This is a genomic window from Micromonospora sp. NPDC048907 (assembly GCF_055586885.1).
The window spans coordinates 161611-173959 of sequence record NZ_JBVJHI010000007.1 but is presented as its reverse complement, the minus strand read 5'-3'; the positions used below and the strand labels follow the sequence as shown (position 1 = coordinate 173959).

The following is a 12349-nucleotide window of genomic DNA, read 5'->3' as shown; positions in this document are numbered from 1 at the left end:
CTCCGCGCAGGATTGACGGGCGGCGACTCCGGGCATACAGCGCGGTGATGATGAAAGGAGGACAGCATGGCTGACGTCGCGAGTCGCAGCGCGTCCCGGACCGGGCAGGAGCCGTCCACCGCGGAACTGGTGCAGCGGGCCACCGAACAGGTGACCCGCCTGGTGCGGGACGAGCTGGCCCTGGCCCGGGCGGAACTGACCCAGAAGGGCAAGCACGCCGGGATCGGGATCGGTCTGTTCGGCGGCGGCGGGGTGATGGCTTTCTACGGCGCCGGCGCGCTGGTCGCCACCGCGATCCTGCTGCTGGATCTGGTCATGCCGGCGTGGCTCGCCGCGCTGATCGTCGCGGTGGCGCTCTTCCTGCTCGCCGGCGTCCTGGCGCTGGTCGGCAAGAAGCAGGTCAGCCGTGCCGTCCCGCCGGTGCCGGAGGCGGCGGTCCGCAGCGTCCGGGCGGACGTGGACACCGTCACCGCCGCGGTGAAGGACGGGAGGCGGGGATGACCGGCAACGGAACCGGGGACGTGGCGGCACTTCGGGAGGAGATCCGCCGGACCCGGGTGGAGCTGGGTGAGACGATGGAGCTGCTCGCCGCCCGGGCCGACGTCAAGGCCCTGGTGCGGCACTCCGCCGAGCAGGCGAAGGTGCGGATGCGCGAGCAGGCGGCGGTGACCGTGGCCCGGGTGCGCGGGCAGGCGGCGGAGAAGGCCCGGCTGGTCCGGGCGCAGGCGTACGAGAAGGGTGGGGCGGTCGGGCGCAACCCGGTGCCGTGGGCGGCCGTCGCGGCCGGCGCGGTGGCCACCGCGGTGGTGCTGCTGATCGTCCGTGGGAGGCGCAGGTGAGCAAGGGCATCGGCAGGGTTGTCTACAAGCCGGTCGGGGTGCTGATGGGTCTGGCCGCCGGCACCGTCGCCGGTGTCATCTTCCGGCAGGTCTGGAAGATGACGGCCGGCGACGGCGAGGCGCCCAACGCGACGGACGAGGACCGCCGCTGGGGCGAGATCCTCGCCGCCGCGGCCTTGCAGGGGGCCATCTTCGCGGTCGTCCGGGCCGCCGTGGACCGGGGCGGGGCGGTCGGCGTACGGCGGCTCACCGGCAGCTGGCCCGACTGATTCCATACGCACGAAAGGCCCCTTTCCACCTCGGTGGACAGGGGCCTTTCGCACGGCCCGGCCGGCCCGGCCAGTGGATCTACCGCATCCGTCAGGTCACATGTCGGAGAATTTCGTCGGGTAGGCTGTGCGAAGTTTTTGCGTACGTGGTTTGCTGTCTCACGCTGTTGAGAGACGCGTGGGTTGAGAGAAGTCTCCTTCACCGGGGGCCGCCTCAGGCGCCGCTGCTCGAAAACGGCCAATCGGCCGCACGGCGTGCTCGGCCGCCAGTTTTAGAAGGAGATACACATGGCGCAGGGAACCGTGAAGTGGTTCAACGCTGACAAGGGCTTCGGCTTCATCACCGTCGACGGCGGGGGTGCTGACGTGTTCGTCCACTTCTCGGCCATCCAGACCAGCGGCTACCGCACGCTGGAGGAGAACCAGCGGGTGGAGTTCGAGATCGCCCAGGGTCAGAAGGGTCCGCAGGCCGAGCAGGTCCGCCCCATCTGAGCTGTCGGAGCACCGGCCGCGCCGGCCGGTGCGCAGAAGCCCCGCGTCCCTTCCGGGAGGCGGGGCTTTTCCGCACCGTGGACCCGCCGGGGTTCAGCCGCGCCGGCGCCGGGCCCGCATCCCGGACCACAGCGCGACGAGTCCGATGAGGACCAGCACCGGGCCGGCGACCGCCCAGATCCGGTGACCGGTCAGGACGCTGCCCTCGACGCGGCCCAGGCCCGTCACGGTCCACAGGGCACCGAGCACCACGGCCAGCAGCCCCACGGTGAGCCGGAACCAGCCCCTCATCGTTCCCCCTCCGCCGACGTACGCCCGGCTTCAGCATGCCCGCGGCCGCCGGCCCGGGGCGACGCCGCGCCGACGGGCCGCCGGCCGGGGCTCACCAGCGGTCGTGCACCTGCGGCCGGATCAGCTCGTCGTAGGTGGCGCGGACGGCGGCCAGCTCCGCCTCGGTCAGCGGCGGCAGGTCGGCCGCGGCGGCGTTGCGCCGGGCCTGCTCGGCGGTGCGGGCGCCCGGGATGACCACGGTGACGCCGGGCTGGTCGAGGATCCAGCGGAGCGCGAACTGGGCCATCGTCCGGCCCTCGCCGACCAGCGGCGCGAGCCGGCGCACGGCCGACAGGCCGAGGTCGTAGTCGACGCCGGAGAAGGTCTCGCCGACGTCGAAGGACTCGCCGTGCCGGTTGAAGCTGCGGTGGTCGTCCGGCGCGAAGGTGGTGTGCTCGTCGTACCGGCCGGAGAGCAGGCCGCTGGCGAGGGGCACCCGGGCGATGATGCCGACGCCGGCCTTCGCGGCCTCGGGCAGCACGCGCTCCAGGGGCTTGTGCCGCACCGCGTTCAGGATGATCTGCACGCTGGCCACGCCCGGCCGGGCGATCGCGGTGAGCGCCTGGTCGGTGGTCTCGACGCTGACCCCGTACCCGGCGATCCGCTCCTCGGCCACCAGGGTGTCCAGGGCGTCGAAGACCCGGTCGTCGGCGAAGACCGCGGTGGGCGGGCAGTGCAGCTGCACCAGGTCGAGGGTGTCCACGCCGAGGTTGGCGCGGGACCGGTCGGTCCAGGTCCGGAAGTTGTCCAGCGTGTACGCCTCCGGCGTCTGTGGCACCCGCCGGCCCATCTTGGTGGCCACGGTCAGCCCGTGCCCGGGGCGCGCGCGCAGGAACCGGCCGATCAGCTGCTCGCTGCGGCCGTCGCCGTACACGTCGGCGGTGTCCAGGAAGGTGACCCCGGCGTCGACGGCGGCGCCCAGGACGTCGAGGGCGGTGCTCTCGCTGACCTCGCCCCAGTCCGCGCCGAGCTGCCAGGCGCCGAGTCCGATGATGCCGACGTGCCGGCCGAGCCGGTCGAAGCTGCGCTGTTCCACCCGGTCGAGCCTAGTGAGCCGCTTGCCGGGACGCCCGCCGGGCCGTACCGTCCAGCAAGACGTACGTACGGTTTGGAGGATGTCATGTGGGACCCGAGCACCTACCTGCGCTACGGCGACGAGCGCTCCCGCCCCTTCCACGACCTGCTCGCCCGGGTCCCCGCCGCGCGCCCGCGGGCCGTGGTCGACCTCGGCTGCGGGCCCGGCACGCTCACGGCCACGCTCGCCGAGCGCTGGCCGGACAGCCGGATCGCCGGCCTCGACTCCTCCCCGGAGATGGTCGCGCGGGCGGCCGCCCTGGACACCCCTGTCGACTTCGCCGTCGGCGACGTCCGCGCCTGGCGTCCGGAGCCGGACGTCGACGTGCTGGTCAGCAACGCGGTGCTCCAGTGGGTGCCCGGCCACCGGGACCTGCTCACCCGTTGGGCCGCCGCGCTGCCGGCCGGCGCCTGGCTGGCGTTCCAGGTGCCGGGGAACTTCGCCGCCCCGTCGCACCGGGCGCTGCGCGAGGTGGCCGGGCGGGACCGGTGGCGCGACACCCTCGCCCCGCTGCTGCGCGAGGCGCCCGTCGAGGACCCCGTCGACTACGCCGCGCTGCTGGTCGGTGCGGGCTGCGCCGTGGACGCCTGGGAGACTACCTACGTGCACCTGCTCCCGGCCGCCGGCGGCGACCACCCGGTGCTGGCCTGGATGGAGGGGACGGCGCTGCGCCCGGTCCGCGCCGCGCTCGACGCCGCCGGCTGGGCCGACTTCCGCGCCGAGCTGGGGGTACGCCTCGCCGGGGCGTACCCGGTGCGGCAGGGTCAGGTGTACTTCCCGTTCCGCCGGATCTTCGTGGTGGCCCGCACCGGCGCCCGCGCAGAGGAGAACCTGTGACCGACCTGCCCACCTTCATCGCCGGACTGCCCAAGGTGGAGCTGCACGTGCACCACGTCGGCTCCGCCTCGCCCCGGATCGTGGCCGAGCTGGCCGCCCGGCACGAGGGGCGCACCCCCGTCCCGGCCGACCCGGAGGCGCTCGCCGACTACTTCGCGTTCCGCGACTTCGCCCACTTCATCGAGGTCTACCTGAGCGTGGTGGACCTGATCCGGGACGCCGACGACGTCTGGCTGCTCACCCACGAGGTGGCCCGGGAACTGGCCCGCCAGCAGGTCCGGTACGCCGAGCTGACCGTCACGCCGTACTCCCACGTGCACCGGGGGATCCCGGCGCCGGCCTTCTGCGAGGCGATCGAGGACGCCCGCAAGCGGGCCGAGGCCGACTTCGGCATCGCACTGCGCTGGTGCTTCGACATCCCCGGCGAGGCCGGGCTGCCGGCCGCCGAGCAGACGCTGCGGATCGCCCTCGACGAGCGGCCCGACGGGCTGATCAGCTTCGGCCTGGGCGGCCCGGAGATCGGGGTGCCGCGGCCGCAGTTCAAGCCGTACTTCGACCAGGCCCGGGCGGCCGGCCTGCGGTCGGTGCCGCACGCCGGCGAGACCACCGGCCCGGAGACCGTCTGGGACGCCCTGCGCGAGCTGGGCGCCGAGCGCATCGGGCACGGCATCTCCGCCGCCCTCGACCCGGCGCTGCTCGCCCACCTGGCCGAGCGGCGGATCCCGCTGGAGGTGTGCCCCACCTCCAACGTGCGGACCCGGGCCGTGGCGACCATCGAGGAGCACCCGCTGCCGCAGCTCGTCGAGGCCGGCGTGCTGGTCACCGTCAACTCCGACGACCCGCCGATGTTCGGCACCACGCTCAACGACGAGTACGCGGTGGCCGCCCGGCTGCTGCGCCTCGATCCGGCCGGGGTGGCCGCGCTGGCCCGCGACGCGGTGACGGCCGCGTTCCTGGAGCCGGGGGAGCAGGCCCGGATCAGCGGCGAGATCGACGCATACCTGGCGGCCGCGACGCGCTGAGCGGACGGGACGGCACCGGCCGCCGGGAGACCCGCGGCGGCCGGCGCCGCCCGGCCAGGGCCATCCCGACCCCGACCATCGCGGCCAGGGCGACGGCGGCACCGGGCAGGCCGTCGGTGGACCGGCCGGGACCGTCCGCGTGCACCGGGTCCTGCCAGGCGGCGAGCGTGAGGGCGACGCCGAGGCCGATCACGGCGGCCCAGCGGAGCAGGCGGCTGACGGTCGGCGTCATCACGGTCACCTCACGCCCGGGGTGCGGCTCGACGGGAGAAGCGGCGCGCGGCGGGAGAGGGGTGTGGGGGGACCGAACTCCCGCCGCGCGCACTGCTCCGCCGACCGGAGGTGTTACGGGGCGTCCCCGGGCGGCGGAACTGATGGGTTCGGTCCTGATCCTGACAGCCCGGCCCGGCCTCGTGGCCGTCGTTAACCGACACCTAAGGAAGACTTGCGGCGGCCCACAACCACCGGCTCAGCGCGGGCGCGGCCAGCGCCGGCCGGCCCGCGGCTCCCGGGCGTCGCGGGCCATCCGGCCGACCAGGCCGAACCGGTTGACCTGCCGGGGCGTCGCCTCCGGGTCGGCCAGCAGCATGACCACGCTGGCCCCGCCCAGCCGGGCCCGGTCGATGCTCACCGACCCGTTGGCCTGCAGCGCCACCCGCTTCGCGATGTCCAGCCCCAGGCCCGTGGAGCCCTGGTCGCTGGCACCCCGGCGCAGCGCCCGGTCGGGGTCGGTGATCCCCGGGCCGGCGTCGTCGATCCGGATCGCCACCCAGCCGTCCCGCCGGCTCACCGCCACCTCGAACGCCGTGCCCTGCGGGGTGTAGCGGAAGACGTTGCCGATGACCGCGTCCAGCGCGGCGGCCAGCTCGGCCCGGGGCACCGGCGCCGGGATCCGCAGCTGGGCGCCCACCACCCGGTGCGGCCGGTTCTGGTCGCCGGCGAGGGCCGACCAGAAGACCATCCGGTCCCGGACCACCTCGCTGACGTCGCAGGTCGCCGGCCCGGTCTCCTGGCTGACCGCCTTGCGGGTGGTCGTGATGAGCTGGTCGACCTCGCCCTCCAGGGTCACGATGGCCTGCCGGATCCGCCGGATGCCGCGGCGGCGGTCCAGCTCCGCCTCGCTGAACGTGCCGATGCTGGTGTCGTCGGACTCCAGCGCCTCGGCGTCCAGGCGCAGCGCGGTCAGCGGCGTCCGCAGCCGGTGCGACAGGTCGGCCACGAGTTCCCGCTCGTCGGCGCGCAGCGCGACAAGCCGTTCCGCCATCCGGTTGAACGCGTGGCCGGCCTCGGCCAGCTCCCGCGGCCCGGTCGGCTCGACCCGGACGCCCAGCTCGCCGTCGCCGACCGCGACGGCCGCCTTCACCAGCTCGCCGGTCGCGTCGACGGCCCGCGCGGCCACCCGGTCCACCACGATCACCGCGGCGCCGACCAGCGCCAGCGCCACCGCGAGCAGCAGCAGCCACCGCCCGCCGCCGCCGGCGTCGAGCACCTCGTCGGGAACGAAGACCTCCACCACGGCGACCCGGTCGCCGAGCACCACCGGGTCCAGCCGGAGGACGCCGCCGGGCACGTCGCTGACCACCGAACGCCGCTCGGCGGCGGCCCGGTCCAGCGCCTCCGCGTCGGCACGGCCCGCGCCCTCGTCGACCCCGATCCCGTGTACGACGGGCCGCAGCGCCGGATCGTCGCCGCTGGCCGCCACCGCCCGCCGGACGATCTCCGGGTCGGTGCTGACCGCGAGCGCCCCGGTGACCAGCGCGCTGCGCCGGGCCGCGTCGGCCAGCTTCTCCTCCCGCGCCTGGTCGGACAGGGTGATTCCGAGCGGGATCAGGAAGGCGAGCGCCACGAGGCTGCACATGCCGGCCGTGAGCCAGGCCAGCGCGGGCCTCAGTCCGGCGCCACCAGCCGGAAGCCGACCCCCCGCACGGTGCGCAGGTAACGCGGCTTCGCCGCGGACTCGCCCATTTTGCGGCGGAGCCAGTAGAGGTGAACGTCGATGGTCTGGTCCTCGCCGACCGAGGGCTGCCGCCATACCTCCTCCAAGAGTTCCCGCCGGGACACTACCCGGCCGGGACGTGCGGCGAGATACGCCAGCAGGTCGAATTCCTTGCGGGTCAGGGCCAGGGGTTCGCCGTCCAGCACGGCGCTGCGCTCGCCCACGTCCACCCGCAGGCCGCCGACCGTGTGCACGGCCGGCTGGACGGTGCGGCTGGCCCGGCCGGCCCGGCGCAGCACGGTGGTGATCCGGGCGTCCAGGTGGGCGCCGGTGAACGGCTTGACCATGTAGTCGTCGGCGCCCGCACGCAGCAGCCGGACCACCGACTGCTCGTCGTCGCGGGCGGTAGCGATGATGATCGGCACGTCGGTGATGCCGCGCAGCATCCGCAGCGCGTCGGAACCGTCCAGGTCGGGCAGGCCGAGGTCGAGCACCACGAGGTCGGGAGTCTCGGCGGCGACCCGGCGCAGCGCGTCCAGCGCCGTGCCGACGGCGTGCACCGCGTGTCCCCGGTCGGTCAGGGACCGCAGCATCGCACCGCGTACGACGTGGTCGTCTTCGACCAGGAGGACGGTTGCCACGTCAGCACCGTACTCGGCGTGGCAAGTTGATCGCGTTGCGGCGCTCCCGCGAACCGGGCAAGCTGGGACGACGATGGCGTTCACTCTCTTCCCCGACACCCGCCTCACGCTCGCGCGCGACGCGCTGGCCGGTCTGTCGGTCGGCGACGCCCTCGGCGCGCGGTTCTTCGTGCCGGGCAGCGCGGTCGCCGCCTGGGCCGACGCGCTGCCGCACGGCCCCTGGCCGTGGAGCGACGACACCGAGATGGCCTGCTCGGTGCTCACCGTGCTGGCCGCGCACGGGCGGGTGGACCGGGACGCCCTCGCGCTCGCCTTCGCCGCGCACTACGACCCGGCCCGCCGTTACGGCGCGGGCGCCGTGGAACTGCTCGAACTGATCCGCGCCGGCACGCCGTGGCCGGTGGCCGCCGCGTCCGCGTTCGACGGTCAGGGCTCCTGCGGCAACGGGGCGGCCATGCGGGTGGCCCCGCTCGGCGCCTGGTACGCCGACTCCACCCGGCGCGCCGCCGACCAGGCCCGCGCCTCGGCCGAGGTGACCCACGCGCACCCGGAGGGGATCGCGGGTGCGGTCGCCGTGGCGGTGGCCGCCTCGCTGGCCGCCCGGGCCCGGCTGGACGGGGACCGGCCCGATCCGGCCCGGCTGCTGACCGTGGTGGCCGGCGCCCTCGACCCGGCCGGTGAGGTGCACCGGGGCGTACGCCGGGCCGCGGCGCTGCTCGGCCACCCGGCCGGCGAGGTCGCCGAGACGCTGGGCAACGGCTCCCGGGTGACCGCGCAGGACACCGTCCCCTTCACGCTCTGGGTGGCCGCCACCCACCTGCAGGACTATCCGGGGGCGATCCGCACCTGCGTCGAGGCGGGCGGGGACGTGGACACCACGGCGGCGATTGCCGGCGGCGTGGTGGCCGCGCACACCGGGGTCGGCACGCCGGGCGGCGTCCCGGACGGCTGGCTCGCCGCCCGCGAACCCCTCCCGTCCTGGCTCACCACCGCCTGACCTCCGTACACACCCCGCCGGCCGCCCCCGGAGCCCGCTCGCGTGGAGCGCCATCCGCGGCTCGCCACTCCGATGCCCCGCCGCGTTGATTCGGATCTTGGAGAGTTGTCGTTCCCCGCGAACGGTAAGTCGCCAAGATCGCGCGGAGCGCTCAGCGGGAGGCGGTGGAGCTCAGGGGCGCTGTTTCGGTGGCGGTGGGGCGCGGTTCGGCAGGGGAGTCCTCCTCGTCCTCGTCGCCGTCGGGCGCGGCGGGAGCGTCGGACGCGAGGGTGAGGGTGTTGCGGCGGCGGCTGAGCAGCCAGCCGAGCGCCGCGCCGCCGGCCAGCCCCGCGAGCAGCCCGCCGCCCAGCAGCAGGTCCGCGCTCGGCCCGTCGCCGTCGGCCCGGGCCGGCGCGGCCGCCTCGGGCGGAGCCCCGGCGGCCGGGTCCCCATGGCCGGCGTGGCCGGGCGCCTCGGCGACCGGCTCGCCGTGCCCGGCGTGCGCGACGGCGCCCGCCGGCGGGGGCAGCAGGGTGACCGTCGGGGCGGGGTGCGCGCCGCCGGGCGGGTCGGCCCAGCGGACCACGGTGCCGTCGGTGTAGGTCTGGATCACCGTGAAGGTCAGCTTGTCGGTGGCCGGCATGGGGCCCATGCCGAGCGAGAGCCGGGCCGGCCTGGTGGTGCCCGGCACGCGGATCCAGGTCACCGCGTCGGTCACCTGGTTCAGCTCCGAGGAGTGGATGCCGGCGACCGGCTGGTCCAGGGTGCGGGTGGTGATGGTGGGCGCCCAGTCGGGCACCGAGAGCGGGTAGACCTCGCCGATCGGGGCGTCCGCGGGCATCCGCAGCTCGATCCGGCTGGTGTGGCTGCCGGCCCGCTCCTCGGGCAGCACCACGGCCAGTTCGATGGCATCGCCCTGGTGCACCTGGGCGGGTGAGGTCGTGAGGGTCACCTCGGCGGCGCTCGCGGCGCCGGGCCAGCCCAGCGTGCCGCCGACCGTGGCGGCCAGCAGCGCGGCCGCCCACCACCGGCCCCGACGGATCATCGTCATGGTCGTCCCCATCCGTGTCGACGCGGCCGGCAACCGGCTCCGGCCCCACCGGGTAGTTCGGGCGGGACGGTGGAAAGGTTCAACGCGGGACGGAACTGTTCGGACGGGGGAGCGCGGCGTCGCCGACGGCGCGGGTCCGGGCGACCGATAGCATCGCAGGAGCCGGTACCCGGCACATTCGCACCCGTTCGACGACAGGAGTCACCGTGTCCGCACCCCGTACCCCCGTCGTGGCCGACCCCGTCGTCGTCGCCGCCGGGACGACGGCGGCCGACGCGGTGGCCGCGGCCGGGCTGCCGACGAGCGGCCCGAAGGCGATCGTGGTGGTCCGCGACCCGCAGGGCGTGCTGCGCGACCTGGACTGGAAGCCGGCCGAGGAGACCGCCGTCGAGCCGGTCGCCCTCGACAGCCCGGACGGGCTGAACGTGCTGCGGCACTCCACGGCGCACGTGCTGGCCCAGGCCGTGCAGGACGTGTTCCCCGAGGCCAAGCTCGGCATCGGCCCGCCGATCGAGAACGGCTTCTACTACGACTTCCAGGTGGCCAAGCCGTTCCAGCCGGACGACCTGGCGAAGCTCGAGAAGCGGATGCAGGAGATCGTCAAGTCCGGCCAGCGGTTCCGGCGGCGCCGGTTCAGCAGCCTCGACGAGGCGCGCGGCGAGCTGGCCGCCGAGCCGTTCAAGCTGGAGCTGATCGAGGTCAAGGGCGAGGGGCTGGACTCCTCCGAGGTGATGGAGGTGGGCGGCGGCGAGCTGACCATCTACGACAACCTCGCCGCCACCGAGGACAAGGTCTGCTGGTCGGACCTGTGCCGCGGCCCGCACCTGCCGAACACCCGGCTGATCGGCGCGTTCAAGCTGATGCGCTCGGCCGCCGCCTACTGGCGGGGCTCGGAGAAGAACCCGCAGCTCCAGCGGGTCTACGGCACCGCGTGGCCGACCCGGGACGAGCTGAAGGCGTACCTGCGGCTGCTGGAGGAGGCCGCCCGGCGCGACCACCGCAAGCTCGGCGCGGACCTGGACCTGTTCAGCTTCCCCGACGAGATCGGCTCCGGCCTGGCGGTCTTCCACCCCAAGGGCGGCGTGCTCAAGCGGGTGATGGAGGACTACGTCCGCACCCGCCACATCGAGGAGGGCTTCCAGTACGTCGGGACCCCGCACATCTCGAAGGAGGGCCTGTTCCACACCTCCGGGCACCTGCCGTACTACGCCGACGGGATGTACCCGCCCATGGAGCTCGAGGGCGCGGACTACTACCTCAAGGCCATGAACTGCCCCATGCACAACCTGATCTACCGGTCGCGCGGGCGGTCCTACCGTGAGCTGCCGATGCGGCTGTTCGAGTTCGGGTCGGTCTACCGGTACGAGAAGTCGGGCGTGGTCCACGGGCTGACCCGGGTGCGCGGCCTGACCCAGGACGACTCGCACTCCTACTGCACCCGCGAGCAGGCGCCGGCCGAGATCAAGCACCTGCTCAACTTCGTGCTGAGCCTGCTCAAGGACTTCGGCATCGACGACTTCTACCTGGAGCTGTCCACCCGCGACGAGGCCCGGCTCGACAAGTTCGTCGGGTCGGACGAGGACTGGGCCACGGCCACCGCCGTGCTGGAGCAGTGCGCGATGGAGACCGGGCTGGACCTGGTGCCGGACCCGGGCGGCGCGGCCTTCTACGGCCCGAAGATCTCCGTGCAGGCCAAGGACGCCATCGGCCGCACCTGGCAGCTGTCGACCATCCAGTACGACTTCAACCAGCCGAAGGGCTTCGGGCTGGAGTACCAGGCGGCCGACGGCACGCGGCAGCAGCCCGTCATGATCCACTGCGCCAAGTTCGGGTCGATCGAGCGGTTCATCGGCGTGCTCACCGAGCACTACGCGGGCGCGTTCCCGGCCTGGCTCGCCCCGGTGCAGGTGGTCGGCATCCCGATCCGCGAGGACCACACCGACTACCTCCAGGACTTCGTCACCACGCTGCGCAAGCAGGGCATCCGGGCCGATGTCGACGCGGGTGACGACCGGATGCAGAAGAAGATCCGCAACGCCCAGCAGCAGAAGATCCCGTTCATGGTGATCGCCGGGGACGACGACGTGGCCGCCGGCACGGTCTCCTTCCGCTACCGGGACGGGTCGCAGCGCAACGGCGTGCCGATCGAGGAGGCGGTGGCCCACGTGCGGGACATCGTCGAGTCCCGCACCAACTCCGGCCCGTCGGCGGAGGGCACGCCCAACACCTGATCGGCCGCTCGCGGGCCCGGCCGGCCGGGCCGGGTCCGCGCCGCGGACCGTAGGATCGGCGTGTGACTGGGGCGGAACGGCACTTCGACGGCACCGGCAGCGGCGGCGACAACGGTCTGGCGGACGGGCTGGAGCGGCTCTGGACGCCGCACCGGATGACCTACATCTCGGGCGAGGACCGGCCCGAGGGCGGGTACGAGAAGCCGACCGGCTGCCCGTTCTGCCTCGCCCCCGGCCTGCCGCCGGACGAGAGCCTGGTGGTCGCCCGGGGCGAGCACGTCTTCGCCGTGCTCAACCTCTACCCCTACAACCCGGGGCACCTGCTGGTGTGCCCCTACCGGCACGTGGCGGACTACACCGAGCTGGACGCGCCGGAGACCGCCGAGCTGGCCGCGTTCACCAAGGACGCCATGCGGGTGGTCCGGCACGTCTCCAGCGCGCACGGGTTCAACCTGGGCATGAACCAGGGCGGCGTGGCCGGCGCGGGCATCGCCGCGCACCTGCACCAGCACGTGGTGCCGCGCTGGGGCGGCGACGCGAACTTCATGCCGGTGATCGGCCGCACCAAGGTGCTGCCGCAACTCCTCGCCGACACCCGGGACCTGCTCGCCAAGGCCTGGCCGGCCTGACGCCCGGGGCCGGCCCCGGCC

Annotated in this window: 15 protein-coding genes; 9 read left to right on the top strand and 6 right to left on the bottom strand. The window is 74.4% G+C overall.

Features of this window, described 5'->3' with window-relative positions; translation table 11 throughout:
* Window positions 1–66: 66 nt before the first annotated feature.
* The 4 genes from ACZ6PY_RS24915 (at window position 67) to ACZ6PY_RS24900 (ending at window position 1600) form a co-directional block, all read left to right on the top strand.
* The gene (locus ACZ6PY_RS24915) at window positions 67–501 is read left to right on the top strand and encodes a phage holin family protein (RefSeq protein ID WP_466075629.1); all 435 of its coding nucleotides are present in this window, start codon (window positions 67–69) and stop codon (window positions 499–501) included.
* A complete protein-coding gene (locus ACZ6PY_RS24910) occupies window positions 498–839 on the top strand; it encodes a DUF3618 domain-containing protein (protein ID WP_466075625.1) in 342 nt (113 codons plus the stop codon). Before ACZ6PY_RS24915 ends, ACZ6PY_RS24910 begins: the two co-directional genes overlap by 4 nt.
* Window positions 836–1108, top strand: a complete 273-nt coding sequence (locus ACZ6PY_RS24905) for a DUF4235 domain-containing protein (RefSeq protein WP_466075622.1) — start codon at window positions 836–838, stop codon at window positions 1106–1108. Before ACZ6PY_RS24910 ends, ACZ6PY_RS24905 begins: the two co-directional genes overlap by 4 nt.
* A 288-nt stretch (window positions 1109–1396) precedes the next feature.
* A complete protein-coding gene (locus tag ACZ6PY_RS24900) occupies window positions 1397–1600 on the top strand; it encodes a cold-shock protein (RefSeq protein ID WP_007075740.1) in 204 nt (67 codons plus the stop codon).
* 93 nt (window positions 1601–1693) lie between these two features.
* Here the strand turns inward: ACZ6PY_RS24900 and ACZ6PY_RS24895 are convergent, their stop codons facing one another.
* Window positions 1694–1891 carry a hypothetical protein gene (locus tag ACZ6PY_RS24895; RefSeq protein ID WP_466075619.1) on the bottom strand — a complete coding sequence of 66 codons (198 nt, stop codon included), beginning with the start codon at window positions 1889–1891 and terminating at the stop codon, window positions 1694–1696.
* 91 nt (window positions 1892–1982) lie between these two features.
* Window positions 1983–2966 (bottom strand): aldo/keto reductase, encoded by a 984-nt coding sequence (locus ACZ6PY_RS24890; RefSeq protein ID WP_466075616.1) that lies wholly within the window; start codon window positions 2964–2966, stop codon window positions 1983–1985.
* Between the two features lie 84 nt (window positions 2967–3050).
* Between ACZ6PY_RS24890 and ACZ6PY_RS24885 the strand changes: the two genes are divergently transcribed.
* Window positions 3051–3842, top strand: a complete 792-nt coding sequence (locus ACZ6PY_RS24885) for a trans-aconitate 2-methyltransferase (RefSeq protein WP_466075613.1) — start codon at window positions 3051–3053, stop codon at window positions 3840–3842.
* Window positions 3839–4864, top strand: a complete 1026-nt coding sequence (locus ACZ6PY_RS24880) for an adenosine deaminase (RefSeq protein ID WP_313721877.1) — start codon at window positions 3839–3841, stop codon at window positions 4862–4864. The genes ACZ6PY_RS24885 and ACZ6PY_RS24880 overlap by 4 nt, the downstream gene beginning before the upstream one ends.
* Here the strand turns inward: ACZ6PY_RS24880 and ACZ6PY_RS24875 are convergent.
* The 3 genes from ACZ6PY_RS24875 to ACZ6PY_RS24865 form a co-directional block, all read right to left on the bottom strand.
* On the bottom strand, window positions 4821–5096 hold the full coding sequence (locus ACZ6PY_RS24875; RefSeq protein ID WP_466075610.1) for a hypothetical protein: 276 nt from the start codon (window positions 5094–5096) through the stop codon (window positions 4821–4823). The two genes, ACZ6PY_RS24880 and ACZ6PY_RS24875, sit on opposite strands and share 44 nt — an antisense overlap.
* Window positions 5097–5333: 237 nt before the next feature.
* Window positions 5334–6722: a HAMP domain-containing sensor histidine kinase gene (locus tag ACZ6PY_RS24870; RefSeq protein WP_466075606.1), complete on the bottom strand. Its 1389-nt coding sequence runs from the start codon at window positions 6720–6722 to the stop codon at window positions 5334–5336.
* A 29-nt stretch (window positions 6723–6751) separates the two neighbouring features.
* A complete protein-coding gene (locus ACZ6PY_RS24865) occupies window positions 6752–7441 on the bottom strand; it encodes a response regulator transcription factor (protein WP_089155714.1) in 690 nt (229 codons plus the stop codon).
* Window positions 7442–7514: 73 nt separating this feature from the next.
* On the opposite strand from ACZ6PY_RS24865, the gene ACZ6PY_RS24860 reads away from it, so the two are divergent.
* The gene (locus ACZ6PY_RS24860) at window positions 7515–8438 is read left to right on the top strand and encodes an ADP-ribosylglycohydrolase family protein (RefSeq protein WP_466075603.1); all 924 of its coding nucleotides are present in this window, start codon (window positions 7515–7517) and stop codon (window positions 8436–8438) included.
* A gap of 151 nt (window positions 8439–8589) precedes the next feature.
* Here the strand turns inward: ACZ6PY_RS24860 and ACZ6PY_RS24855 are convergent, their stop codons facing one another.
* Entirely contained in the window at window positions 8590–9468 is an 879-nt protein-coding gene (locus ACZ6PY_RS24855; protein ID WP_466075600.1) for a DUF1775 domain-containing protein, read from the bottom strand.
* 206 nt (window positions 9469–9674) lie between these two features.
* On the opposite strand from ACZ6PY_RS24855, the gene thrS reads away from it, so the two are divergent.
* Both thrS and ACZ6PY_RS24845 read left to right on the top strand, forming a co-directional pair.
* Complete coding sequence (gene thrS / locus ACZ6PY_RS24850; protein ID WP_466075597.1) at window positions 9675–11699, top strand: threonine--tRNA ligase; 2025 nt, start codon at window positions 9675–9677, stop codon at window positions 11697–11699.
* A gap of 62 nt (window positions 11700–11761) precedes the next feature.
* Complete coding sequence (locus tag ACZ6PY_RS24845; protein ID WP_466075594.1) at window positions 11762–12328, top strand: HIT family protein; 567 nt, start codon at window positions 11762–11764, stop codon at window positions 12326–12328.
* The last annotated feature ends 21 nt before the right edge of the window (window positions 12329–12349 follow it).

What these genes read in the sequence shown, in the direction of transcription:
- ACZ6PY_RS24885 (WP_466075613.1), top strand. Translation starts at nt 3,051, where the DNA reads ATGTGGGACCCGAGCACCTACCTGCGCTACGGCGACGAGCGCTCCCGC.
- ACZ6PY_RS24855 (WP_466075600.1), bottom strand. Translation starts at nt 9,468, where the DNA reads ATGACGATGATCCGTCGGGGCCGGTGGTGGGCGGCCGCGCTGCTGGCC.
- ACZ6PY_RS24870 (WP_466075606.1), bottom strand. Translation starts at nt 6,722, where the DNA reads ATGTGCAGCCTCGTGGCGCTCGCCTTCCTGATCCCGCTCGGAATCACC.
- ACZ6PY_RS24895 (WP_466075619.1), bottom strand. Translation starts at nt 1,891, where the DNA reads ATGAGGGGCTGGTTCCGGCTCACCGTGGGGCTGCTGGCCGTGGTGCTC.
- ACZ6PY_RS24900 (WP_007075740.1), top strand. Translation starts at nt 1,397, where the DNA reads ATGGCGCAGGGAACCGTGAAGTGGTTCAACGCTGACAAGGGCTTCGGC.
- ACZ6PY_RS24875 (WP_466075610.1), bottom strand. Translation starts at nt 5,096, where the DNA reads ATGACGCCGACCGTCAGCCGCCTGCTCCGCTGGGCCGCCGTGATCGGC.
- ACZ6PY_RS24910 (WP_466075625.1), top strand. Translation starts at nt 498, where the DNA reads ATGACCGGCAACGGAACCGGGGACGTGGCGGCACTTCGGGAGGAGATC.
- ACZ6PY_RS24915 (WP_466075629.1), top strand. Translation starts at nt 67, where the DNA reads ATGGCTGACGTCGCGAGTCGCAGCGCGTCCCGGACCGGGCAGGAGCCG.
- ACZ6PY_RS24860 (WP_466075603.1), top strand. Translation starts at nt 7,515, where the DNA reads ATGGCGTTCACTCTCTTCCCCGACACCCGCCTCACGCTCGCGCGCGAC.